The following is a 26,190-nucleotide window of genomic DNA, read 5'->3' as shown; positions in this document are numbered from 1 at the left end:
ATCTAGGTAATTGTTGGGATAATGCTGTTGCTGAGTCTTACTTTAAAAGTCTAAAAACAGAATGGGTGTGTATAAACACAAATACAATTATGGGCCACAAGCTGAATTGTGAGTCTTTAGCTGGATAGAAACTTGGTATAATAAAAGAAGAAGACATTCTTTTTTAAACTATAAAACTATTAATGAATTTAATTTAGAAATGTATAACAATAATCTAGTTGCATAATCTCGCAACTTAATGTTCAGTTTTTTATTGTAAGTCCAATTAGACACTGGAGTATTCTCGAACCAGTGACCTTCGGGTTATGAATCAATAAACTCTTATTAAAACTTAAAAAAATTATAGTTTATCCTCAACTAGATTATAGGCACATCATATAAGCAGTAATAGCCTCTTTTTCTTTTTTAGTAAGTTTTAGCTCAAAAATGACATTAAAAAATTCAGTAGCATCTGCTAAAGTAGGCAGCCTTCCGTCGTGCAAGTATGGAGGAGAATCTTTTATACCTCTTAGTGGAAACGTTTTTATTGGACCTTCTGGTCTTCCTTTATAAAAACGCTCTACCTTTAAGTCATGAAGGTAATCATCTACAAATGCAGGCCCGTAATGGCAAGTGGCGCATTTAGCTTTCCCTCTAAACAAACTTTCTCCTAATAATTCTTGTTTTGTCGATTTGCTTGGAATTAAATTACCCATACCATCTAACTTAGGTGCAGGGGGAAAATCCAGCATGGAATTAAAATCTCCCATTCTATTAGAAAGCGCTCTTTGTAAACCTCTTTGACCTATGTGTTGTTGCATACCTGGATCTCCATCAAAATACTCTTCTACTTCTGCAAAATGATCCATACTTCTTATAGAGCGCTTAGATCCTAACTGCATAGCATTAAAGTTGCCTCTCATTGTTGGCGTGTCAACCCGAAGTCTGGCAAGATTAGGTCTACTATCAGGACCTAATTCAATAGCTCCATTTGTATGGCCATTCACATGACAAGAAAAGCATGAAACACCAGCGCTAGGCTCTTTAGTAACTCTATGCGGGGTATGGTTAAACCAAGTTGTTGGAGTAGGAGTTAATAGTTCGTTTAAGCCTTCCATTTGTTCTGGAGTAAGTAGGCCATTAAAAATTTCATAATAATTGGCTAATGTTACCTCTTTGCCTTTTGTAACATCTCCAAGTTCCTTATGGTTAGATAAAAACATTGGTGGTGGAAATTCAGGTAAATACTCATCAGGAAAATCATGGTTCACATCAATCCTATTGTGCTCTGGATGTGCTTTATTCCAGCTATCAGGAAAAAGCATATGAGCTGTTGAGTGCAAAGGATGAGCCAAAGGAACAAAAGGGAATAGTTTCTTGTTTTTAATTTCTTCTGGAGTATAGCTGTCTAAATCTTCAAAAGAAGAAATGCCTTTCGGAAGTCTTGAAATTGGGCCTTTCATAATTGGTTTTCTTCCTCCAGACATTGTTTTGCCGTCGTAAGATTCACCGCTAAAATTAAATCGGGAGTTCATATAATTCCTAACATCAGCCATTAACTCTGGTTTTTGCTTTTCATGGAATTTTAGCCATTCTTCCCAAGACATAGGTAAATCTGGTGTGGTAAAAGAACTTTTACCTTTACCACCGTAACGCCATAAGTCAAATGGTGTGCGTTCTCCTTTTTTTACATCTGGATATGGAATTAGCGAATCTATGTGTCCTGACCCCAATTCATAATCAGGTTCTACATAATCTTCTATAACAACCCCAGGAGATTGTAATAAATGTAAATGGTTATTAGCTATTTGGAAACTCAGAAACAATAAAGCTCCAAAGGTTAAGAATAAAATTAGTTGTTTTTTCTTCATTTGTAATTTTTTTATTTAGTTGATTTTTTAGAGAAAACAATTATTAACCCACTTATAATGACAAAGTTTTTCATGATGTACTGGCCAATAATACTGAATCCGAAAGGCGGTTTGGTAAAAGAAATTTCGGGAAAAATAAACAATGGAAGCAGTGTGCCAATCATGTGGATAAACACGAGATAGATTAAAAGTTTATTTCTTTTTTGAAATAGAAGATTAATACCAATAAAAATTTCAACAAGGGCTAGTACTATTAAAAGTGTTCTTTGGTTTATTGTGTAAAAAACGATGGCAGAGAGTGTGTTTCCTGCTAAATTTTCGGCTGGACTTAAACCAGGAAAAAGCTTTAATATGCCAAACCATAAATAAATGAGACCTATTGAAATAGCTAAAAAAGAAACCTTATGTTTATCAGAATACTTATATATTTTACTTACTAAAACATTTTTTAGTTCATTCATAAACTTAGTTTTTTGTTGTAAATTTATGCCAAAGTAAAAATTATGCTATTATCTTTTCTTTAAAATTGATGGATAGTAGGTTTTAAATGATGAAACCGTAAAATAAACTGATTAAAATTATATGCGTTGTTTAATTGTTGACGATGATCCTTTAATATGTGACTTATTAGAACACTTCTGCACGAAACTGGGCATTATTTTTAATATTACCATTTCTTATTCTGGTTTTGAATCTATTACACTAATAAACCAAAATCGTTTTGATTTAATTCTTTTGGATTATGATTTACCAGATATAAGAGGAAAAGAAATTCTTTCCATCTTGGATAAAAATGTTTCGGTTGTTATGATTACTTCTAACAGGGATTTTGGACATGAATCATATAATTACCCTCAAATTATAGATTATTTGGTTAAGCCAATTGAATTTGTAAGATTTTACAAAGCTATTGAAAAGGTTAAAAAACAAGTGAAGGTCGGCTTTAATGAGCAGGAGCATTTTTTTATAAAAGAGGGCAATAATCTTATTAAGATTTTTATTAAAGATGTACTATATATTAAATCTGCCGGCAACTATTTGGAGTTTTATATGGCTGATAGAAAAGTAATGACTATTATGACTTTAAAAGAAGTTACATCAAAATTGACTTCTAGTTTTCAACAAATCCATAGATCTTACATTGTAAATATTGATAAAGTTGATAGGGTGTCTTCAGAGGGAATAACAATTTCGGATCAAATGATACCACTTAGTAAAACTTACGAGGAAGAATTTTTTAAAAAACTCAATTTGCTAAATTAGTTCTCTGCTCATTTCTTAAATAGCATAGTAAGTATCTAATATCATCGATTAGAGCTTGTGATTTTTCCAATGAGATACTATTTATATCTTCTTGGAAAATAGCTTTCATATGGTCGAGCTTTAACGAATTTATGTGCGTAATTATTTTGTGCTTAATGGCATCCCATTCTTTTTGATTTTTAGTTTCTAGAACAGTCAATATTCTTGAATGATATTGATTGAATTCCTGAATTAAAATAGCTAGGTACTTTTTAGTTTTACTACTATCATTATCATACTGCCTATATATATTGCCGAGTTCAGGAGTATCAAATTCATTTTTGCAGGTTAATGTAACCACGTAATCCGTTAAAGCATTTAAATCCATTGGTTTTTGTAAATATCTTATATCTAAGTTATTCGCATCAAAATTAGTTAATGCTGAAAAGACCACTATAGGTATATAATATTGGCAAAGGTCATTTTTCACATAATCAATAATATTTTCAGAATCGAGCATCAAATCCGTTAGGATTAAATCAAAAGAAGATTTTTTAAGGATGTTTTCTGCATCAGCAATTGTAGAAACTTGCTTTAATTTAATCCCTATAGCTTCAAACGTATTTTTAATCATAAACAACGTCGACAAATCATCTTCTATATGTAATATTTTACACCCTTCAACATAACTGGGGTACAGTGTGTCATTTTCGGAAGATATAGTATTTCTAGTTGTAGATACTTTTATTGGAATTGAAAAGCGAAAAATGGATCCTTTTTTAGAAGAAGAAACTTCTAAATTCCCATTAAATAAACTAATCAACTTTACCACAATAGATAAACCTAAACCAAAACCTTCTTCTTTATCCAATCGTAAATTATTTACCCTGTAGAATCGATTTTTTATTTTATTAAGATGTTTATTAGTAATCCCCTCTCCTGTATCAATTACTTCTACAGAAAGTTCACCCTTATCAATAGAAGCATTTATATTAATACCTCCTTTTAATGTATATTTAATGGCATTAACCAAAAGGTTGGTAATAATTTGTTCAAATCTTAAAATATCAATTAAATATTGTTTTTCCTTGATATCTTTAGAAGTATTTAGGTTAACTTCCAATCCTTTCTTAACAGCTTCAAACATATAGTTGGAAACGATATTTTCTAATAGCTGATGTATGTTTGCATCGGTTGGAGCTAAAGTAATTTCACCTTGAATTAATTTTTGTTCATCAAGTATGTCATGCATTAAACCATTCAAGTTTCTGGCGCTTCTTTCCAATGCCTTAATAATCGGTTTTTGAGCTTCTAAAGGTTTGTTTCGGGTTAATAAATTTGTAAGGCCTAAAATATTGTTCAAGGGAGTCCTTATCTCGTGCCCCATGTTTTGCAAAAACTCATCTTTTTCCTGTATTGCTGCTTTTTCTTGTTTTAATGAGGTTTTTAGTTTAGAGATATTGGAATCAATATCATTTTTCATTCTAATATAAGTTCTAGCAAGTAACCCTATTTCATCTTTTCGATCTTTTATATCTATTAAGTAGGAAGCTGAAAATGATTCATCATTATAACTACTAATAGCATTAGTAACTTTTCGTATCTTTTTAGCAAAATAATAGGCATAGGAAAAAATAACAACAAAAATAATACAGCAAATTATAAGCACTAGATGGAGCGAGTATTTATTTATTAGAGTTACATTGGTAAATATGTTTTTTTGACTTGCTATTGTAACGAAGTATAGTGTATTTAAACCGCTTGAATATGTTACTTCTTTTAAATGATAAATATAATTTTGGTCAATTGAATCCTGAATGAGATTTTTACCCTGCTCCTTAAAGAGTAAAGAATCTATTGGTAGATTAAAGATTTTTTTAAAAGTTATATTCGTGTTTCTTTGAAATCCAAAACAATTATTAAAATCATTATCATACTTAAATTCTCCTAGTTTATCAACTATACTGCTCTTAATTTCTTGTCTATTAATTTGTAATATTTCATCATAAAAATTTGAAAGATCAACATTTATAATAATCATAAGTTCAGGTGTGCCGTTTTTACCAAATAATTTACCAATGGCTCTTAAGGTAGGTCTTAACGGTATGCTGACCTTTCCATATTCTTCATTTAGAGTTATTTCAGAAAAATAAAATGGTGCGTTGATACTCAGGGCATTTTTGTAATAGTTTTTATTGCCTTTATATTGCAGCTTATCTTCTGGAGTTTTGAAAACAGTATCCTTATGTTTTTCATATTTGATTAGCTCCTTTCCTTCATTATTAATATCCAATAATCTAATTTGAAAATAATTGGGTTTTTCACTTAATATAATCGAAAATAAATTATCAAATTGTTCTAGGTTTCTATGAGATGGGGCATAGATAAAATGTTTTAATGCGACATTTTTGGAAATGAGGGAAATATCATTTTCAACTTCCTTTAACGTAGAATAGAAAGCCCTTTCAACAATGTTTGAGGTATGTTTTAAGCGATCTTGACTATAAAGTTCTACTGTTCTTGTTGCTTTCTTATTTAACAAGTATGTAGATGCAGATAGCACTACCGTTATAATCAGAATAAAAAATATTGCAGATTTAACAAGTATAGATCTATTGAAGTTTATTTTATTCTGTGAAAAAAGTTTTTTCATCACATGGCTTATCGAGTTAAGCTATTATTTGTTGTACATATGTTGTACAGAGAAATAAAAAAAAGCTTTCAATTTCTTGAAAGCCCTATTTTTGCTAGTAGCGGGAACTGGACTCGAACCAGTGACCTTCGGGTTATGAGCCCGACGAGCTACCTACTGCTCTATCCCGCGATATTGGATTGCAAATATACAACCCTTTTTAATTTCTACAATAATAAAATTAGAAAAATTATTGTTCAATGGTATCTGTTTGAAAAGCTACCTATTCTAAATTATTAAGGCTTATATAAATTTGAATTGGGTTAGCAACAAATCTCTCAATCTTCAATGTGTTTTTGTTGTAATATTGAGTTATCTAATACCATAGAAGCGTTTTTATAATAATATGGGCATGTAAAATAATGTTCTTCTATTAAGCTAAAAAAAGAGGCTGTCTAAAAAGTTTTTTTAATGGTGCCTTTTGATACAAATTTTTTAACTCTAAAAAAACAAAAAACCTTTTTAGACAGCCTCTTTTAAGAGTGACTAACTCAAAATAATTATTATAATACAATTATTTTTATCTTATCTTAATGCTTCTTCTAAAATAGCTAAAGCTTCTTTTGCATTAGATTGCTTAGCATATTTTACAGCAGTTAACCCCCTATTACACTTAACTTTTAACTTAGCGCCTTTAGATATTAAAAGCTTTAAAATGTCTGTTCTGTTAAACTTGGCAGCGTACATTAATGGCGTCATCCCATTAGATTTTTTGTTTACATCTACACCTAAATCAATTAGTTTTTTAACCGTATCCATGTCGCCTTTAGCAATAGATACGCAAAAAGGACTAACTTGTAACACAGTTTCTATACTGTAATCTTTAGTGTTGTGATTAATAGATTTTGCATTAATAGTTGTAATAGAAAAACATAATGCGATTGCAGAAATAATGATTGTTTTTTTCATGATGAAAGATTTTAATTTGATTATTGATTTCGTTTTTTGATATACTAAAGAGACGATAAAAATTTTAATTTGTTACATAAAAAATAATTAATAACATATTTTTAACATTGATTTCACATTTTATTATGTTAAAGCTTTTTTGTTGAGATACTCGTAAAAATCTTTTGTTTATAAGGATTTTAAAGCTTTTTTCTATAGATTTTTTTATAATCTCATTATCTTTGAAAACTTAAAAATTCTCACAAAAAATGAACAAAAAAGTCATCTTAATGATTCTTGATGGATGGGGTAATTCTCCAGACCCAAAAGTATCTGCAATCGATCATGCTAAAACACCCTTTATTGATTCCCTATATAAAAAATACCCTTTTGCCACTTTAAGAACTGATGGTTTGCATGTTGGCTTACCAGAAGGGCAAATGGGAAATAGCGAGGTTGGACATATGAATTTAGGAGCTGGACGTATAGTTTATCAAGATTTAGTAAAAGTAAATCTAGCTGTAAAAAATAAAACCCTAAATAACGAGCAAGTTTTAGTTGATGCTTTTAATTATGCTAAAATCAATAATAAGAATGTTCATTTTTTAGGTTTGTTAAGCGATGGTGGCGTACACTCACATATTAACCATTTATTGGGTTTAATTGATGCTGCCAACAATTTTGGTTTAACCAACACTTACGTACATGCCTTTACCGACGGGCGTGATGTAGACCCAAAATCTGGTTATGGCTTTGTAACCGAACTAGAGAACCACATAGAACACACTAGTACCAAATTAGCAACTGTAACTGGTCGTTATTATGCAATGGATAGAGATAAACGTTGGGAACGCATAAAACTAGCTTACGATGCTTTGGTTAATGGTGCTGGTGAAAAATCTACAAATATAACCGAAACTATAAGACAAAATTATAAGAATGATATAACCGACGAATTTATAAAACCAATTATCTCAGTTGATGAGTCTGGTAAACCTATTGCACAAATTAAAAATGATGATGTTGTGATATTCTTTAATTTTAGAACAGATCGTGGTCGTGAGTTAACCGAAGCTTTAACACAAAACGATTTTCATGAGCAAAACATGCACAAACTCAACCTGCACTATGTAACGCTAACAAATTATGACGATACTTATAAAAATATCAACGTCATATTCAATAAAGAAAATTTAACCGAAACTCTTGGTGAAGTTTTAGAAAATCATGGTAAGAAACAAATAAGAATTGCTGAAACTGAAAAATATCCTCACGTTACATTCTTCTTTTCTGGTGGTCGTGAAGAACCTTTTAATGGGGAAACTCGGATTTTAAGAAACTCACCTAAAGTGGCTACATACGATTTAAAACCCGAAATGAGTGCTTACGAACTGCGCGATGCTCTTGTACCTGAATTGCAAAAAGGCGATGTAGATTTTGTTTGCTTAAATTTTGCAAATGGCGATATGGTTGGGCATACTGGTGTCATGGAGGCAGCAATAAAAGCTTGTGAAGCTGTTGATGAATGCGTAAAAGCTATAGTTAATACAGCATTAAACAATAGTTATACTACTTTGCTTATAGCAGATCATGGCAATTGTGAAACCATGATTAATCCAGATGGCACACCAAATACCGCACATACAACAAATCCTGTTCCTGTAATTTTAATTGATAATGATTTAAGAGATATTAAAGATGGTATTTTAGGAGATATGGCTCCAACAATTTTAAAACTTATGGGTGTGCCACAACCCAATACCATGTCACAACATGCTTTGATTTAAAGTTGTATAAGGTTAGGTTTTTGAATTCTCATAGTGGTTAAAATATTGTACTTTTGTGTTAAATTCAAGTCAATAATTTAAATGAATTTTGACCAAACGCTTATAATTGCTGTAGATTTTGATGGCACCATAGTTGAAGACGCCTACCCAAAAATAGGTAAACCTAAACTTTTTGCTTTTGAAACTTTAAGAAAACTTCAAAAAGAAGGGCATCGATTGATTTTATGGACTTACCGATGTGGTAAAAAACTAAATGAAGCTGTAGCCTTTTGCGAAAACAATGGTATTGTTTTTTACGCTGTAAATAATAGCTTTTCTGGAGAAGAATACGGTGAAAATATAAGCAGAAAAATTCATGCCGATTTATTTATTGACGACAGGAATATTGGTGGTTTTATAGGTTGGGGCGAGATATACCAAATGCTAACCAACACAAAACCAAATATTCCTAAGCAAAAAAAAGGTTTTTTTAATTTTTTTAAAAACCTTTAAATTAAATCAAAATGCGTTTTTTCAATAGATGCTCTATAGTCTGGATGCGCAATATCTACTAATGCTTTAACACGTTGTTTAATTTTTTTTTCGTACAAATTAGCAATACCATATTCTGTTACTACATAATGCACATATGCAGGTGTAGTAACTACACCTGCACCAAGTTTTAAACTAGGTACAATTCTGCTAATGCCTTTATTTTTTATTGACGGTAAAGCAATTATAGCCTTACCATCATCACTTAATGATGCTCCGCGAATATAATCCATTTGCCCACCTACACCAGAATACATTTTGGTGCCAATAGAATCATCACAAACTTGTCCTGTTACATCAACTTCAATAGCCTCCATTTAGGATTTTTTTTTATAATAGATACATCGTTCACATAATCAGATGGTTGCATTTAAACAAAAGGATTATCATCAACATAATCATATAATCGCTTAGAACCTGCCAAAAAAGTTGACAATGCATGCCCTAGATTTACACCTTTGTAATTCCCATTTATAACATCTTTTAAAATTAAATCAAACGCCATCAGAAAACATTTCGATATGCAACCCTAAACCTTTATAGTTTATCAACCTTGATAAAACAGCATTAGGTATTGTACCTATTCCCATTTGCAAAGTACTTTTATCCTCAATTAAACTAGCTACATAGTCACCGATTTTATTTTCAACCTCAGTAGGTTCGTCTAAAGTAAATACTAGAATAGCTTCATTACATTCAACAAACAAATGCCTAGAACTTATAATGAATAATTCCATCACCATAAGTTCTAGGCATTTGTTTATTAACTTGTGCAATTACAATTTTAGCATTTTCGATAGCAGCCAAAGTGGCTTCAAGAAAAACGCCTAAAGAACAATATCCATGACTATCTGGAACAGAAACGAGTATTAAAGAGACATCTATTGGCAATATATTTCTTTTAAAAAGCAATGGTAATTCACTTAAAAAAACGGGCGTATAAGATCCATTTCCAGGTGTTAGAGTATGACGCACATTTTTACCAATAAAAAGGAATTTACATGAAAGCTATCTTTTAATTCCGGATTTGTATAAGGTGTCTCGCCTTCAATATGTAAATGACAAACCTCAACGTAACGTAATTCTTCATGACGCTCGGTCTTAGCCTTCATCAGTAATTGCGGAGCGGCGGCGGCTTGAATATAAACTTTATTATTAGACTTTATAACCTTTACTGCCTCTTCAGCGCTTACTATTTTATACATCTTATTGATATTTAATTTAGTAAAATTACCAATTAGTGAATTCATAAAAATGTCAAAAGGCATATAGGCATATAAATACAAATTATTAGAATTTTATTTTTAAGTATCTTTGCCCATATTTTTTAAAGATGATTGTCGTAAAAACAAGTGAAGAAATTGAATTAATGCGAGAAAGCGCATTGATTGTTTCCAGAACATTAGGAATGCTTGCAAAGGAGGTTAAGCCCGGTGTTACAACATTACAACTAGATAAGTTAGCCGAAGCATATATTAGGGACAATGGTGCTATACCTGGTTTTTTAGGATTATATGATTTTCCTAATACACTTTGTATGAGTCCTAACGACCAAGTGGTTCATGGTTTTCCAACTAACAAGCCTCTCGAAGAAGGCGATATTATATCTATAGATTGTGGTGCATTAAAAAACGGTTTTTATGGGGATCATGCTTATACATTTGCTGTTGGTGAGATTGCAACAGAAACGGAAAAGCTTCTGAAGGTTACCAAAGAATCTTTATATGTTGGTATTAGAGCATTTAAAAAAGGAAATCGGGTTGGAGATGTGGGTTACGCCATTCAGAAATATTGCGAAGATCATGGTTATGGTGTTGTGAGAGAACTCGTTGGTCATGGCTTAGGTAGCAAAATGCACGAGGACCCTGAGATGCCAAACTACGGAAAACGTGGTCGTGGTAAAAAATTTATTGAAGGTATGGTAGTAGCTATTGAGCCTATGATTAATATGGGAACACATAGAATAAAACAACACAGAGACGGCTGGACTATTACCACTTTAGATAACAAACCAAGTGCTCATTTTGAACACGATGTAGCACTAGTTGATGGAAAACCAGAGTTACTTTCAACATTCGCATATATATACGAAGCTTTAGGTATTGAAAGTAATGAGGAAGATGAGTTTAGACAGAAACAATTGGTTTTATAATTATAGCTTATAAATTTTCTTAAGAATCAAAGAAAAATCCATAGCGCTATTGCTTTAACAGATTGTATTTTCATTGATACATTTTTACACGATCGTGAAGATTATAAATAATCGCTTTTGAAAAAACTCTTCAAACTTATATTAAACGTAATACCAAGACCTTTACTCATTAGGTTAAGTTATATTATTCGCCCTGTTTTAGTATTTTTTTTAAAAGGAACTAAATTTACCGACCCAATAGATAATAAATCTTTTAGGAGTTTTTTACCCTATGGATATAGCAATCAACGCAATAACGTTTTGTCGCCATCTACTTTAAGTTTAGAACGCCATCGTTTGTTATGGTTGTATTTAAAAAATGAAACAAATTTCTTTTCATCAGAAAAAAAAATTCTTCATTTTGCACCAGAACAAGCATTTTATAAGCGCTTTATAAAAATGAAAAATCTGGATTACACCACTACAGATTTAAACTCACCCTTAGCCGATGTAAAAGCAGATATTTGTAATCTTCCGTTTAAGGATAATAGTTACGATGTTATTTTATGCAACCATGTTTTAGAGCATATCCCAGATGACATTAAAGCTATGCAAGAATTATATCGCGTTTTAAAACCTAATGGAATGGCAATTCTTCAAATTCCTCAAGATTTAAGCAGAGCAGAGACTTTTGAAGACGATTCGATAACTGACAAAAAAGAACGTGCTAAAATATTTGGACAATACGACCATGTGCGTGTTTATGGTCGGGATTATTTTGATAAACTGCGAAGTATTGGCTTTAAAGTTGAAGAAATTGATTATACCTCAACCCTTTCAAGTGCAGATATTGAAAAATATTGTTTAACTAAAGGCGAAATTATTCCGGTTTGTTATAAATAGTTTTATAATTACAAAATACTGTTTTAAATACTATGAGAAACAGAAACAAGTTTAGTTTGACGTAGCAATTACAATTACTCAGGAAAATCATTTAAAGCTAAAGTTTCAAACTCTTGGTTTTCATTTTCAAAAATTAAAAACACTTTAAGCTCAGGGTGTTCTTTTAAAAAGGCTTTTACCTTTTCAATACCCATAGCCTTAAAAGCAGTAGCATAGGCGTCGGCGGTCATACAATCATCTGCAATTACTGAAATACTTAACAAGTTGGTTTTACTAGGATAGCCTGTTTGAGTATCGATTATATGTGCATAACGATTTCCGTTTTCATCAACTTTAAACTTTCTGTAAGTCCCAGATGTTGCCATAGCTTTATCTTTTAAACTTAGAGCTCTATTTATTGATTGTGTACCATTAAAATTCGGGTTTTCCACACCAACTCGCCATGGTAGTTTTTTTTCAATATTAATGCCGCTAGTTCTTATTTCGCCTCCAATATAGACTAAATAGTTTTTTGCATTTTGGTTTTCTAAAAATTCTGAAACCACATCAACAGCATAACCTTTTGCTATGGCGTTAAAATCTATAAAAGTTTCTTTAGGCTTAACAATCTGTCTATTTATCAGTTTTACTTTATCTAAACCTACTGAAACCATTAAACTATCAATTTTAAGGCTATCAAGATTTATAATTTTTCCTTCGGAACCAAAATCCCAAGCATTAACAACTGCTCCAATTGTAGGATCGAAAGCACCTTTAGTTGCTTTATAAATTTCTTTTGAATTGTTTAAAACTTTTATAAAATGTTCATCAACCTCAACACTTTCATTTCTATTTAATTTAGAAATATCTGAGTTAACCTGATATGTAGACATCGATTTATTAATAATATAAAACAAGCTATCGAATTGTTTTTGGTAATTAATTTCTGAATTATAAACAACCTTATAATCAGTACCAAAAACAACTCCTTCAAGTATTGTATTTGTATTTACTTCTTTTTCTTTTTTACATGAAACTATAAGTAAAACAGTTAGAACAAATAATATTCTTTTTTTCATCTTTTAAATTCCTTTTATAAAGATTCCCGCGCTATGCTCGGAATAACGTTTTAATTCAAATTTGTTTCTAAAACCTGTATACCATTATACTCCAATAAATACTCTTGGTTTAAATGAATAGGAGATTTTTTATCATCTGGATTTCCTAATCCAACACCTGCGTATAATACTTTGGCATCTTTTTCTCTGGCATGCTTTTTAAATGATTCCATCCAAACTACATCATAATTATTAGGATTATCTGGTAAAATAACGACGCGAACAATTACAAAATAATATTGCTTATTTTTATCGATACACACAAATTGCGGATGTTTTTTTAGTTTACTATTAACAGCTATAAACTCAAAACCACGTTGTTCTAAATCTTTTCCAACATGGTTCATAGCTAAATTGTGTAATTCTTGTTCTGTAAGTGGTTTACTCATAATGTAAAAATAATACAAAAAACCCAACACTTTCGCATTGGGTTTTAGTTTTATAAAGTTTTAAAGCTTAACCTCCAAAATCATCAAATCTGATATGCTCGTCTGGGATACCAAAATCTTCTCCCATTTTTTGAACTGCTTTATTCATTAATGGCGGTCCACAGAAATACAATTCTATATCTTCTGGCGACTCATGATGATTTAAATAATTATCAATCACACAATTGTGAATAAACCCAACAAAACCATCGCCTTCAGCATCAATATTTTCTTTTACTTTCCAGTTATCTTCTGGTAAAGGTTCAGAAAGCGCTAAATAGAATTTAAAGTTAGGGAACTCACGTTCCAACTCATAGAAATGCTCAAGGTAAAATAACTCGCGTTTAGAACGTCCACCATACCAATATGTTACTTTTCTACCCGTTTTTAGGGTTTTAAATAAATGATATAAGTGCGAGCGCATTGGTGCCATACCTGCTCCACCACCAACATAAAGCATTTCGCTTTCGGACTCATTGATAAAGAACTCTCCATAAGGCCCAGAAATAGTTACTTTATCTCCTGGTTTTTGCGCAAATATATAAGACGATGCTATACCTGGGTTTACATCCATCCATCCGTTTTTATTTCTATCCCATGGTGGTGTAGCAATACGTACATTTAACATAATTTCTCTTCCTTCAGCTGGAAAAGAAGCCATAGAATAAGCTCTTTCAACAGTTTCGGTATTTTTCATAACTAAAGGCCAAAGTCCAAATTTATCCCATTCTGCTTGAAATTTATCTGGCGTATCATGCTCTTCTGGATGTGCCGTAATATCAATATCTGAATATTTAATTTCGCACTCAGGAATTTCAATTTGGATATAACCTCCTGCTTTATAGCCCATATCTTCAGGAATCTCTACAACAAACTCCTTAATGAATGATGCCACATTATAATTACGCACAACGGTTGCTTCCCATTTTTTAATACCAAACACTTCCTCTGGAATGGTAATATTCATGTCTTGCTTTACTTTAACCTGACAAGATAAACGTGCGCCTTCTTTTAACTCTTTACGAGTAAAATGAGGTGTTTCAGTTGGTAAAGCTTCTCCTCCTCCTTCTAAAACATGGCATTCGCATTGAATACACGTTCCACCACCACCACAGGCTGATGGCAAAAATATTTTTTGTGCACCTAATGTGGATAATAAACTATCTCCTGAAGCTACTTCAATTTCCCGTTCACCATTAATGATGATTTTTACTGGACCAGATGGTGATAATTTTTGCTTTACAACTAATAGTAATGCTACTAATAACAACGTAATAATTAAAAAAGCTGTTACTGTTGCTATTATTGTTCCTAATGTACCTGCTGCCAAAATCATATTACTCATTTACTTTTATGTTGTTAGCTAACTCATTTTCTTTAGTTTCTTTTGCTGTATCTATTATCTTAGCTGTTTTTTCTACTTCATATTCTTCTTCTCCTCCTGTTAGCATGCCTCCAAAACTTAAGAAACCTATCCCCATTAATCCAGTAATAATAAATGTAATGCCTAAACCTCTTAACGCTGGTGGCACATTTGAATATCTAATTTTTTCACGAATAGCTGCAATAGCTAATATCGCTAAAAACCACCCTATTCCTGAAGAAACACCATAATTTAATGCTAGACCAAAAGTTGGGATTTCACGAGATTGCATAAATAATGAACCTCCTAAAATCGCACAGTTTACAGCGATTAATGGCAAGAAAATACCTAGTGAATTATATAATGAAGGTGAAAATTTCTCCACTACTATTTCTACCAATTGTACCATAGTTGCAATCGTTGCAATAAACATGATAAATGATAAAAAACTTAAATCCATTGTTTCACTACCATTAACACCGTATTTTGGGTCTAACCATGCTAACGCACCAGGCTGCAAGAGGTATTGATCTAGCAACCAGTTTAAAGGCACTGTAATAGCTAATACAAATATTACTGCAGCGCCTAAACCAACCGCAGTACTCACTTTTTTAGATACAGCAAGATAAGAGCACATTCCTAAAAACACTGCAAATACCATGTTATCTATAAATATTGATTTAAAAAATAATTCTATATGTTCCATATTTTTTAGTTATTTGTTGTTGGTTATTTGTTTTTGGTTAAAATTTTTAACTAAAAATCATTTACCATCAGCTAAATTTTAGTCTTCAATTAATGCTTTATTTCTACTACGTTGTACCCAAATAATAATACCTACTACAATTAATGCCATTGGAGGCATTAACATAAATCCGTTATTTTCATATCCAAATGCGTATACTCCTGTTTTTTCAATAGAATCTCCTAGTACTGGAATACCGAAAAGTGTTCCCGACCCTAAAAGCTCTCTAAAAAAACCAACTATTATAAGAATTACAGCATACCCCAAAGCATTACCAATGCCATCTAAAAAAGAACGCCAAGGACCATTTCCTAAAGCAAAAGCTTCAAAACGCCCCATAATAATACAATTGGTAATTATCAACCCAACAAACACTGATAACGTTTTACTTAATTCGTAAGCAAATGCTTTTAAAACTTGATCAACAATAATTACTAAAGAAGCCACAACTATAAGCTGTACTATAATTCTAATTTTTGAAGGAATAATATTTCGCATTAAAGAAATAACGACGTTACCTACTCCTAATACAAACAATACTGCAATCCCCATTACTAAAGAAGCTTTAAGTTCTGCCGTAATAGCTAAAGCAGAACAAATACCTAGTACTTGAATTGTAATTGGGTTATTATCTGTTAGTGGATCTGTTATTAATGCTGTGTCTTTTTTTGATAAAAGTCCCATTTGTTATTGTTTTAAAGTTTCAAAATAAGGTACGTAAAGTTTTAAATCGCTCTTTATCATTGCTGAAACGCCATCACCTGTAATAGTAGCACCTGCAATGGCATCTACCTCATTATCCGTTTTATCTTCGTTTTTAGGATCAGCATTTCCTTTTGCTACATTAATTCCTTTAAAGGCACCATTTTTCATCAAATGCTCACCAATAAAGTCATCCATAAAATAACGCATTTTAATATTAGCTCCCAAACCTGGTGTTTCTCCTTTATGATCAAAATACGCACCTTTTACTACCATATTTTCATCCATAGCTACATAAGCCCAAATAGCATCCCAAAGCCCTTTACCTCTAATTGGAGCAATGTAAAATGTTTTACCATCTTTTTCTCCAACAAATAACGGTAAACGTCTTGCATTACCCACTTTAGCATTAGCTTGTTCTTTTTTAACATCAATTAGATAAGCTTGATCATCTTCAGATACCTTTCCATCTTGAATGACTAATTGTTTTTTGATGTATTGCGAAAATAACTCTGGAGCTTTTTCTGTCGAAACAAAAACTGCTGAATTCCCTTCGTTTTCATTAACTCCCATGGCATACAAAATATTTTGCTGCTTTTCTAGTCGTTTATTTTCATCAATGTTTGACCTTAAAGCTGAAGCTGTAAACGCTAACAATCCACCTACTACAATTACCATTACTATGGCAAATAGTATTGTATATATATTTGAATCTGTTTTATTACTCATAACTTAAGCTGTTTTAACCTTTACACGTTTTAAACGTCTTTTAACATTTCCTTGTACTACGTAATGATCGATTGTTGGCGCGAACACATTCATTAATAGAATAGCTAACATAACACCCTCTGGATATGCTGGATTGAATACACGAATCATTATAGAAATAAATCCTACTAAAAAACCGTATATCCATTTTCCTTTTGTGGTTTGCGAAGCTGTTACAGGATCTGTCGCCATAAATACCGTACCAAAAGCAAAACCACCAATAATTAAGTGATGCCAAAAAGGTGTGCTCATTAACCCATAAAATTTACTGCTTTCTGTAATCCATCCAGAATCTACAACTCCATTAAAAATTAATCCCATAGCTATAGCTCCTAAAACAGACGATAGCATAATTCTCCAGCTCCCTATTTTTGAAAAGATTAAGAACAAACCACCTAATAGTATTAATAATGTTGACGTTTCACCTACCGAACCTGGAATAAAACCTAAGAACATTTCCGAAACAGAATGCGTCACTTCTTTACCTTGAGCCAAAACACCTAAAATGGTTTCACCAGAAACAGCATCAAGGTTCTCTCCTGCAGCTATCATTTGGTCGCGCTCTACAGCACCATGTACCCAAACTTTATCACCACTCATCCAAGTTGGATAAGCGAAGAATAAAAAGGCTCTTATGGTTAATGCAGGGTTAAGAATATTCATTCCTGTTCCTCCAAACACCTCTTTTCCTATTACTACACCAAAGATTACGGCTACAGCAAGCATCCATAGTGGAATATCAATAGGCACAATAAGTGGCACAAGCATCCCTGTTACTAAGTAACCTTCTTCTACTTCGTGTCCTTTTATGATAGCGAATATAAATTCGATACCTAAACCAACACCGTAAGACACAATAATTAATGGCACTATTTTCCAAAATCCAACTAAGAAATTATCCATCGTCCAAAATTCTGAACTAAAGAAACTTCCTGCAACCGCCTGAATATCGCCCAATGCTAAATGATGTTGATAACCTGCATTAAACATACCAAAAATTAAACACGGAATCATTGCCATAATAACCGTATTCATGGTACGTTTTAAATCATCGGCAACTTTTATATGAGTCCCATTATGTGTGATCTCATTTGGTAAGTATAAAAATGTATGAATGGCATTAAATGCAGGAATCCATTTTTTGTTTTTATTCTTTTCTTTAAATTTATGTAAGTTTTGTTTTAAGCCCATTATCCTATCTCTTTAAGCATTAAGTCTAAACCTTCTCTTATAATCTTTTGATGTGGTTGTTTAGACACACAAACAAATTCTGTTAAAGCAAAATCTTCGGGAGCCACTTCGTACATTCCTAAAGCTTCCATTTCGTCTAAATCTTTATACATACAAGCTTTTAAAATTTGCATCGGATAAATATCTAATGGAAAAACTTCTTCATACGTTCCAGTAGTTACAAAAGCGCGATGCTCACCATTTGTATTGGTATTTAAGTCGTATTTTTTCTTAGGAGTTAACCAAGAAAAAGTCATGGCTCTTGATGTAGAAATTTTATTAAAAATGGGTTTATTCCAACCAAAAAATTCGTAATCATCGCCTTCAGGAATAATGCTAATAACATTACTGTAGTAGTCTAAACTACCATCAGGTTTCACTTGCTTTCCGCTTAAAACATTACCAGAAACAATACGCGCATTAGCATCTTTAGAAATACCTTTATCGTAAACCATTGTTGATACTTCGCTACCAATAATGGTTTTAAAATATCTTGGTTTTTCAACTGAAGACCCAACTAGTGCTACAATACGTTCTGCGTTAAATTTTCCAGTAAGTAACAATTCGCCTATAATTACTAAGTCTTGCGCATTTACTGTCCAAACAACTTCACCTTTATTAACAGGGTCAATTTTATTAATTTGAGTCCCTACATTCCCTGAAGGATGCGGACCACAAACTTTGTGTAATGTAACACCAGATAAACCAGCCAATGGCGAATTCGATTTTTTACCAACCGAAACATGCACATTACCTTCTGTAAGTTTAGTAAGTGCTGTAACAGCAGCTTGTAATTTAGCTTCCTTACCCTTTAGCGTAAAATCTAAATCTGCTGCTAAAGGTGCACTTGCATATCCTGAGATAAAAATGGCTTTTGGCAATTTTTCAGGATTAGCAATCACATCATAAGGTCGTTGCTTTATAAATGGCCAACATCCAGATACTAATAAATGAGCTTTAAGATCATCAGCACTTGCTGCATCTAAATTAAACGTTCCATAATCTTCATAAGACTGCGTTTTATCAGCTTCAATTTTTATGGCATCAATGCGTCTTTTTGGTCCTCGAATTACCTCTATTACTTTTCCAGATACAGGTGAAGAAAATTTAACAGATTCGTTAGACTTATCAAAAAACAAAGTGCCTCCTGCTTTAACAGTAGTACCTTCTTTTGCAACAAGTTTAGGAATAACGCCATGAAAATCTTCTGGTCTTATGGTGTAGTAGTTGCTAATAACCGCTTGTTCAACAGTTTTTTCAGCTTCACCAATAAGTTTAATGTCCAGACCCTTTTTAATACGAATGTCGTTTGACATATTTTTTTTATTGAAATTAGTTGTGTAAAAATCCGTGCAAAAATACGAATAAAACACTAAAAATTCATTCAAAAACATTCATCTTTATTATTTATACCTATTCTAAATAATAAAAAGAACTTAGGCATTATATTTGTTTATCTTTATGCAAAAATTAACTCAAAAATGCTATTGAAGTTTAAACAAAATATTATTTTTTTATTTATCCCATTATTAACCTTTTCTCAAGTTGAAGAAGTTAATCCACCAGATTATATTAAAACCATTGCTTTTAAAGGAAACACTAGAGAAAGCCAATTACCTGTTTTAAAGCTAGGTGAGCAGGTTATTTTAGAATTTGATGCTTTAAATGGCGATGAAGAAGATTTTTACTATAAAATTGAGCATTTTAATTTTGATTGGACACCTTCTGAGCTAATTAAATATGAATACTTAGATGGTTTTGATAATCAGCGTATTAGAAATTACGAAAACTCACTAAACACGTATCAAATATATTCGCATTACAAACTTACTATACCCAATGCGCAAACCAGACGTTTAAAAGTTACGGGTAACTACCTTATAAGCATTTTTAATGATGATGATGAACTTGTTTTTTCGAGAAAATTTATGATTTACGAAGATAAATCTAATGTTGGGGTTAGTATAAAACGCTCAAGGGATGTACAATTTATTGAAGAAAAACAGCGTTTAGAAATTGCCATATCACCACGTAATATGCAATTTAACAACCCCAAACAAAATGTGAAAATAGTAATGGTTCAAAACAATAATTTAAATACAGCCATTTCTAATTTAAAACCTCAATTTACAATAGGGAATAAACTTATGTACAAATACGATATAGAATCTAGTTTTTGGGGAGGAAATGAATATTTATATTTTGAAAACAAAGATATAAGAGCTGCAAATATTGGTGTGCAACGGATAGATTTACAAGATTTATATCATAATTATTTATTTACTAATACCGAAAGAGCTAGCAGACCATACACCTATAACCCAGATATTAACGGAAACTATTTAGTAACCAATATAGATGCCCAAGACCCAAGTATTGAGGCAGACTACGTTTGGGTGCATTTTTCGTTAATTGCCAATAATGATTTAAAAGATAAATCCATTTATTTATATGGTAATTTTAACAATTATGCTTTTGAAGAAAACACCCGAATGGAATACGATGAATACGACAAAATATTCACTAAACCTGTTTTACTAAAACAAGGTTTTTACAACTACAAATATGTTGTTGTAAATAATGGTGTTCTAGATGAAGGCGCTATTAGTGGCAACTTTTACCAAACCGAGAATAATTACAAAGTTATTGTGTATTACAGAGATTTAGGCGCCCGCTACGACAAAATTATTGGCTTAGGCGAGGGTACATCGGTCAATATCTCTAATTAAATGCACCGTTTAACTAATATTTTCAATCATTGGTGTTAAATTTTGTTATTCTAAATCTAATATTCATTATTTTAGCCGACTAAACATATTGTCTATCAACAGTTAACATGGTTCAACAAGTTACAAGTGGCATAAAAATTTCGGTCGAAACCAATTTCGAAGGCTCGTTTTATAAAAACTATAAAATACAATACGCCTTTGGATATACGGTTACAATCGAAAACCAAAGTAAAGACTCAGTGCAGCTTTATGCGCGCCACTGGGAAATCATGGATGCTCTTAATAATGTTGAAATTGTAACTGGTGAAGGTGTTATTGGCGAAAAACCTGTTTTAAAACCAGGCGAATCGCACACCTATACTTCGGGTTGCTTATTAACCTCACCTTTTGGGGCTATGCAAGGTTTTTATAGTATGGTAAACTTTACTACTACCAAAAAGTTTCAAGTTACTATTCCAACTTTTAAGTTAAGTGCTCCTTTTGCTATAAACTAGAAGTCTTTAATTTTTAGTAACTGTAGTAAAAGCTGTTATTGCGAGTAGTGTGCGACGGGGTAATCTCATTAATTTAAGTTTTACCCAAAATAAAACAACCATCAAATAAGTCATTCCATTCTGAGCTATCTTCTTAAATTAACTTAATCTTTTTAATTCGCTAATACTTCTTAATCTGTTTCTCTCTTTTAGTAGTCATTTCAATAAAATTGAAAGCTTCAAAATGCATTAATTTATCGCAATTATACTTTGCTAAAAAAACTTTAAACGTTTTTGACTAATGGTTGACACATACGTTTAACTAAGTCACTTGAAACTCCAGTATGCAAAACAGTGTTGTTCTTGTTGGTTGCTATTTACACATAAGATTGTTTCATAATTAAAACCTGTTTTAAACAGATTCTTGCAGTAGTACCTCCCTCAGAATGACGAAAAAATCAACACTTCCGTTCAAACCTAAAAACCTTCCCATTTTGCTCAATATTAAAAAACTTACAATTAGAGTAATGCACAAATTGATATTCTAAATTATAATCAAAAGTAGCATCTTTAACTTTAAAAATAGCATCGCAATCAATATTCCCATAAGGTGAAATACGCTTAAAGCGGTATTTGGTTTTATTTCCCAAATCGTGCAATTCAAACCACGCACCAGCAGCAATTCCAGATAACCATTGTGCTTTTTCATGCAAACCTTCAACTGGTTTTGGGTGTTGTGTTCCTTTCAAATTAACTTTATAATCCTTTAGCTTATCTAAAAAACAACGTACATTTTCACTTTTTTGAGAGCCTTTAAATTTAGAAATTTCACCAGTTTCACTGACTTCAAAAGTATGATTTTCAGTATCGGCAAGCAGAACATTACCAACCGTACTTGGTGTAAACCATTTAGAATTTTCAAGTTTCTTTTTAATTTCTAAATCTGTTACCGATGCAATCAACGTATCGGTTACAAAACGAGCGCAATTACAAGCATCTTTTATAAACGCTGCATAACGTATAAAATGTTTGTTTTGCATTTTGGTAATATGGGTTCGTGCTTTTCTGTAATCCACGGCATTACAAACGGATGCTACTAATTTACCATCGCCATGTGTTATTTTTGGATGTGTTGCTAAAAACTCTAAAATGGCATCTAAATTTGTAATAGTATCATTTTCTATCTTTGCTTTTAACGAAAAATGTAATTCATTATCGGTATCACTACCTCTTACTCGACCGTTAGGTTCTGGGGTAATGTAGCGTCCAAAATCATGATATTCTAGGGCACCTGTTTTTTTATCAATTAAGACTAGAGCAGCATGTCCTGCTCTTAAATAATTCTTTTTACCAACACCTAAATAACGTAAAAACGGAGAAAACCATTCTTCAGAAACCATAACAATAGTATCTGGATAGGCAAGTGTTAAAATAATACCAGAATTATTCATTTACTACCTGTGGGCTATAGAAGTTTTTTGTTGTAACCGTATTATCCACAAGACTTTCGTAATGCATTATTAGGTTATTAGCAGACTTTTCAATTTGTGTAATACTTGTTGTTTTTACAAAGCCGCGATTCATTATTACACCATAATCATCATTATTTTTTCCAGCAGTTTTATGAAATATTAGTAATGTATTTTTATCTAAAATATTATCTGTTTTAAAATCTTCAAACCATTTTAAACGTTCAGATTTCATAGCCTTTGAATACAAGGTTGAAGATGACCAAATTTTAGTTTCTAAAGGTAATTCAGTAAAATATGTGTTAGTTCCATCCCAAACTAATTCATGAAATTTTAAGTCAAAATTCCAATCTACAATAACAATCGTAAAAGGTTCAATATCATCAAAATTATAATTTTCAATGGTTTTAATGATATCATCAGTAATCAAAAAATCATTAGCTACTATACCTCTACTTAATCTATACTTAGATTTGCGTTTATGAAACTTAAAAGCACCGTTAAGCACACAAACCACTCGGTTTTTTTCACTTGCGCCAATCCAAGTTCCTCCAGAAAATTCATCTTTAGGAAACAACACTTTAGTATTATTAATAGCATAAATTTCTGGCTTTAAAGACGTTCTATTTGGTGCTTCATCTCGATTTGAAGTTAGCACAAAATCATTTTTGCCCTTATAAATTAAAGTTACTGTACACATAAAATCTGTAGTCTTAAAACGGTTTGGCAACTTACAAAAAATAAACAAATATTAACTTCGATTTAATACTTGTCGCTCGATATAAATGATTATAAAATTCGTAAATTTGCAGCTCATTTTTTGACAATTCAATAAAAACACACAAATATAATGGGAAAAGGATTTTTTAATGTGCCAGTAGCGATAAACGAACCTGTTAAAGGATATGCTCCTGGGTCTCCAGAGCGTGAAGCAGTTCTTAGTGCATACAAAACCATGTTTAATAGTAAAATTGATGTACCAATGTACATTAATGGACAGGATGTTACTACTAGAAATACCAGAACCATGTCGCCTCCACACGACCATAAACACGTTGTTGGAACCTATCATTTAGCAGAAAAAAAGCATGTTGAAGACGCTATTGCTACCGCTTTAGAAGCCAGAAAAACATGGTCGCAAATGCCATGGGAGCAACGTGCTGGTATTTTTTTAAAAGCTGCTGAACTAATTGCTGGTCCTTACCGTGCTAAAATAAATGCGGCAACCATGATAGCGCAGTCTAAAACGGTTCATCAGGCCGAAATTGATGCGGCTTGTGAGTTGATTGATTTTTTACGTTTTAATGTTCAGTTTATGACGGACATTTACCATGAGCAACCAGAAAGCACAAGCGATGCTTGGAATCGCATTGAGTATCGCCCACTAGAAGGGTTTACCTATGCCGTTACACCTTTTAACTTTACTGCCATTGCGGGAAACTTACCAGCATGTATGGCATTAATGGGTAATGTTGTGGTTTGGAAACCAAGTGATAGCCAAATATATTCTGCAAAAGTTATTATGGATGTATTTAAAGAAGCTGGTGTTCCTGCCGGTGTTATTAATGTTGTTTTTGGAGACCCAGTAATGATTACTGATACTGTATTGGCGAGCCCAGATTTTTCTGGATTACACTTTACAGGTTCAACATTCATTTTTAAAGAACTTTGGAAACAAATAGGTAATAACATTCATAACTATAAAACTTACCCAAGAATTGTTGGAGAAACTGGTGGTAAAGATTTTATTATCGCTCATAAATCGGCTAATGCAAAACAAGTAGCAACTGCTATTGTTCGTGGCGCTTTTGAGTTTCAAGGGCAAAAATGTAGTGCAGCTTCAAGAGCCTATATTCCACAGAGTCTTTGGGCAGATGTAAAAAAATATGTTATTGAAGATGTTAACTCATTTAAAATGGGCTCTCCAGAAGATTTAAGTAATTTTATTACCGCTGTAATTCACGAAGGTTCTTTTGATAAATTGGCAAAATATATTGATGCTGCCAAAGCAGATACTGAAGCAGAAATTATTGTTGGTGGTGGTTACAATAAAAGCAAAGGCTACTTTATTGAGCCTACAGTTATTGTTACTAAAAATCCTAAATATACAACTATGTGTACCGAGTTGTTTGGACCAGTAATTACCATTTATGTTTATGAAGATGATACTTATACGGAAACTCTAAAATTGGTTGATGAAACTAGTGAATATGCCTTAACAGGTGCTGTTTTAGCAACCGACAGATATGCCATAACACAAGCAACCGAAGCGTTACAAAACGCTGCCGGAAACTTTTATATTAATGATAAACCAACGGGAGCCGTTGTTGGGCAACAACCATTTGGTGGCGCTCGTGCCTCTGGAACAAACGATAAAGCTGGTAGCGCCCAAAACTTATTACGTTGGGTGTCGCCAAGAATGATAAAAGAAACTTTTGTTACGCCTACAGATTATCGTTATCCTTTTTTGGGTGAATTTTCAGGCATTTTTTTTGGGAAATAGAAAAAGTCAAGATAAGTTCTTTAAATAAATAAAAATTTTTGTGACTTTTTTTTTGTGTGTGTGTCTAAATCATAAAAATTATATATAAATAAAAAAGATAAGTTTTTTTAAATAATGAGAATATATAAAAATAAACTCTATTATTAATTAAGAAAAACAGCGTTTTTTAGTTTATATATTGTAACAATTGTTACTTTTAAAAATACAGTTAAATGTATTTTTGATATGTTTATTTCTAGTTGATTTAAGTTAGATTTTGTAGTAAGTCACTACAAGGTTAATATAACTATAGTTTAATTTAATATTAGGTTTAAGTTTCAGCATAAGTAAAAATTGAGGACTCCACAAACTTCAACAGCGTTTTTATTAGAGGTAAAAAACACTACCAAAGCCTTTGTGCTTTTGTGTATAACTACCATTCAAATAAGATATATTAATAAGAGTATAAATTAGTTCTTGTTATAGTTGTTTTTACTATCTTTAGTAAATGAAAACACGTATAGAGAAGCGAAAAAACAAATTTGCACAAGAAGAAACAAGGTTTCGTGTAGCACAGTATTTACTGAAAAAATTAGGAACCCAAAAACAAGCCAGTGAAGTATTTGGCATTACAGAGCGATCTGTCAATAAAATATGGGCGCACTACAAACAAGGGGGTA

At 32.0% G+C, this 26,190-nt stretch carries 22 protein-coding genes, 1 tRNA gene and 2 pseudogenes; 9 read left to right on the top strand and 16 right to left on the bottom strand.

The window, feature by feature from the left end; genetic code table 11:
- Positions 1-5 precede the first annotated feature (5 nt).
- Positions 6-226, top strand: a pseudogene (locus tag L3X37_RS10780) (integrase core domain-containing protein); the annotation flags it as partial.
- Positions 227-362: 136 nt separating this feature from the next.
- On the opposite strand, the gene L3X37_RS10775 reads toward L3X37_RS10780, so the two are convergent.
- Both L3X37_RS10775 and L3X37_RS10770 read right to left on the bottom strand, forming a co-directional pair.
- The gene (locus tag L3X37_RS10775) at positions 363-1,850 is read right to left on the bottom strand and encodes a cytochrome C (protein WP_237240181.1); all 1,488 of its coding nucleotides are present in this window, start codon (positions 1,848-1,850) and stop codon (positions 363-365) included.
- Positions 1,851-1,861: 11 nt separating this feature from the next.
- Positions 1,862-2,311: a doxx family protein gene (locus L3X37_RS10770; RefSeq protein WP_237240180.1), complete on the bottom strand. Its 450-nt coding sequence runs from the start codon at positions 2,309-2,311 to the stop codon at positions 1,862-1,864.
- 121 nt (positions 2,312-2,432) lie between these two features.
- Here L3X37_RS10770 and L3X37_RS10765 point away from each other — a divergent pair, with 121 nt between their 5' ends.
- Positions 2,433-3,113: a LytR/AlgR family response regulator transcription factor gene (locus L3X37_RS10765; RefSeq protein WP_237240179.1), complete on the top strand. Its 681-nt coding sequence runs from the start codon at positions 2,433-2,435 to the stop codon at positions 3,111-3,113.
- Here L3X37_RS10765 and L3X37_RS10760 read toward each other — a convergent pair.
- From L3X37_RS10760 to L3X37_RS10750, 3 genes are all read right to left on the bottom strand, one after another.
- Positions 3,097-5,745, bottom strand: coding sequence for an ATP-binding response regulator (locus tag L3X37_RS10760; RefSeq protein ID WP_237240178.1), 2,649 nt, complete (start codon positions 5,743-5,745; stop codon positions 3,097-3,099). The two genes, L3X37_RS10765 and L3X37_RS10760, sit on opposite strands and share 17 nt — an antisense overlap.
- Before the next feature lie 98 nt (positions 5,746-5,843).
- Positions 5,844-5,916, bottom strand: a tRNA-Met gene (locus L3X37_RS10755).
- Between the two features lie 393 nt (positions 5,917-6,309).
- On the bottom strand, positions 6,310-6,693 hold the full coding sequence (locus tag L3X37_RS10750) for an ankyrin repeat domain-containing protein (RefSeq protein ID WP_237240177.1): 384 nt from the start codon (positions 6,691-6,693) through the stop codon (positions 6,310-6,312).
- Between the two features lie 248 nt (positions 6,694-6,941).
- Here L3X37_RS10750 and gpmI point away from each other — a divergent pair, with 248 nt between their 5' ends.
- Both gpmI and L3X37_RS10740 read left to right on the top strand, forming a co-directional pair.
- Positions 6,942-8,459, top strand: a complete 1,518-nt coding sequence (gpmI, locus tag L3X37_RS10745; RefSeq protein WP_237240176.1) for a 2,3-bisphosphoglycerate-independent phosphoglycerate mutase — start codon at positions 6,942-6,944, stop codon at positions 8,457-8,459.
- Positions 8,460-8,540: 81 nt separating this feature from the next.
- Positions 8,541-8,951, top strand: coding sequence for a BT0820 family HAD-type phosphatase (locus L3X37_RS10740; RefSeq protein ID WP_237240175.1), 411 nt, complete (start codon positions 8,541-8,543; stop codon positions 8,949-8,951).
- Here the strand turns inward: L3X37_RS10740 and L3X37_RS10735 are convergent.
- Positions 8,948-10,195 (bottom strand): annotated as a pseudogene (locus tag L3X37_RS10735) (acetyl-CoA hydrolase/transferase family protein). The gene L3X37_RS10740 and the pseudogene L3X37_RS10735 overlap by 4 nt on opposite strands.
- 128 nt (positions 10,196-10,323) lie before the next feature.
- On the opposite strand from L3X37_RS10735, the gene map reads away from it, so the two are divergent.
- Positions 10,324-11,142 (top strand): type I methionyl aminopeptidase, encoded by an 819-nt coding sequence (gene map / locus L3X37_RS10730; protein ID WP_237240174.1) that lies wholly within the window; start codon positions 10,324-10,326, stop codon positions 11,140-11,142.
- A 117-nt stretch (positions 11,143-11,259) separates the two neighbouring features.
- The gene (locus L3X37_RS10725) at positions 11,260-12,024 is read left to right on the top strand and encodes a class I SAM-dependent methyltransferase (RefSeq protein ID WP_237240173.1); all 765 of its coding nucleotides are present in this window, start codon (positions 11,260-11,262) and stop codon (positions 12,022-12,024) included.
- Positions 12,025-12,098: 74 nt separating this feature from the next.
- Here L3X37_RS10725 and L3X37_RS10720 read toward each other — a convergent pair whose 3' ends face one another.
- The 8 genes from L3X37_RS10720 to L3X37_RS10685 form a co-directional block, all read right to left on the bottom strand.
- A complete protein-coding gene (locus L3X37_RS10720; RefSeq protein WP_237240172.1) occupies positions 12,099-13,082 on the bottom strand; it encodes an FAD:protein FMN transferase in 984 nt (327 codons plus the stop codon).
- A 50-nt stretch (positions 13,083-13,132) separates the two neighbouring features.
- On the bottom strand, positions 13,133-13,510 hold the full coding sequence (locus L3X37_RS10715) for a DUF8840 domain-containing protein (RefSeq protein WP_237240171.1): 378 nt from the start codon (positions 13,508-13,510) through the stop codon (positions 13,133-13,135).
- A 67-nt stretch (positions 13,511-13,577) separates the two neighbouring features.
- Entirely contained in the window at positions 13,578-14,885 is a 1,308-nt protein-coding gene (nqrF, locus tag L3X37_RS10710) for an NADH:ubiquinone reductase (Na(+)-transporting) subunit F (protein ID WP_237240274.1), read from the bottom strand.
- A gap of 1 nt (position 14,886) precedes the next feature.
- The gene (gene nqrE / locus L3X37_RS10705) at positions 14,887-15,618 is read right to left on the bottom strand and encodes an NADH:ubiquinone reductase (Na(+)-transporting) subunit E (RefSeq protein WP_237240170.1); all 732 of its coding nucleotides are present in this window, start codon (positions 15,616-15,618) and stop codon (positions 14,887-14,889) included.
- 78 nt (positions 15,619-15,696) lie between these two features.
- Positions 15,697-16,341, bottom strand: coding sequence for an NADH:ubiquinone reductase (Na(+)-transporting) subunit D (locus L3X37_RS10700; RefSeq protein ID WP_237240169.1), 645 nt, complete (start codon positions 16,339-16,341; stop codon positions 15,697-15,699).
- A gap of 3 nt (positions 16,342-16,344) precedes the next feature.
- Positions 16,345-17,088, bottom strand: coding sequence for a Na(+)-translocating NADH-quinone reductase subunit C (locus tag L3X37_RS10695; protein WP_237240168.1), 744 nt, complete (start codon positions 17,086-17,088; stop codon positions 16,345-16,347).
- 3 nt (positions 17,089-17,091) lie between these two features.
- Entirely contained in the window at positions 17,092-18,318 is a 1,227-nt protein-coding gene (locus L3X37_RS10690) for an NADH:ubiquinone reductase (Na(+)-transporting) subunit B (protein WP_237240167.1), read from the bottom strand.
- Entirely contained in the window at positions 18,318-19,673 is a 1,356-nt protein-coding gene (locus L3X37_RS10685; RefSeq protein ID WP_237240166.1) for a Na(+)-translocating NADH-quinone reductase subunit A, read from the bottom strand. Before L3X37_RS10685 ends, L3X37_RS10690 begins: the two co-directional genes overlap by 1 nt.
- A gap of 165 nt (positions 19,674-19,838) precedes the next feature.
- Between L3X37_RS10685 and L3X37_RS10680 the strand changes: the two genes are divergently transcribed.
- Positions 19,839-21,086, top strand: a complete 1,248-nt coding sequence (locus L3X37_RS10680; protein WP_237240165.1) for a type IX secretion system plug protein — start codon at positions 19,839-19,841, stop codon at positions 21,084-21,086.
- 107 nt (positions 21,087-21,193) lie between these two features.
- On the top strand, positions 21,194-21,580 hold the full coding sequence (gene apaG, locus L3X37_RS10675; RefSeq protein ID WP_237240164.1) for a Co2+/Mg2+ efflux facilitator ApaG/CorD: 387 nt from the start codon (positions 21,194-21,196) through the stop codon (positions 21,578-21,580).
- Positions 21,581-22,017: 437 nt separating this feature from the next.
- Here the strand turns inward: apaG and L3X37_RS10670 are convergent, their stop codons facing one another.
- Positions 22,018-23,010, bottom strand: coding sequence for a DUF6695 family protein (locus L3X37_RS10670; protein ID WP_237240163.1), 993 nt, complete (start codon positions 23,008-23,010; stop codon positions 22,018-22,020).
- Entirely contained in the window at positions 23,003-23,728 is a 726-nt protein-coding gene (locus tag L3X37_RS10665) for an NRDE family protein (protein WP_237240162.1), read from the bottom strand. The genes L3X37_RS10670 and L3X37_RS10665 overlap by 8 nt, the downstream gene beginning before the upstream one ends.
- Before the next feature lie 150 nt (positions 23,729-23,878).
- On the opposite strand from L3X37_RS10665, the gene pruA reads away from it, so the two are divergent.
- Positions 23,879-25,531: an L-glutamate gamma-semialdehyde dehydrogenase gene (gene pruA / locus L3X37_RS10660; RefSeq protein WP_237240161.1), complete on the top strand. Its 1,653-nt coding sequence runs from the start codon at positions 23,879-23,881 to the stop codon at positions 25,529-25,531.
- Positions 25,532-26,190: the final 659 nt, after the last annotated feature.

Source organism: Wocania arenilitoris (assembly GCF_021728535.1).
Taxonomy (GTDB): domain Bacteria; phylum Bacteroidota; class Bacteroidia; order Flavobacteriales; family Flavobacteriaceae; genus Wocania_A; species Wocania_A arenilitoris.
The sequence above is the reverse complement of the archived record's forward strand: the minus strand, read 5'-3'. Positions and strand labels throughout refer to the sequence as shown.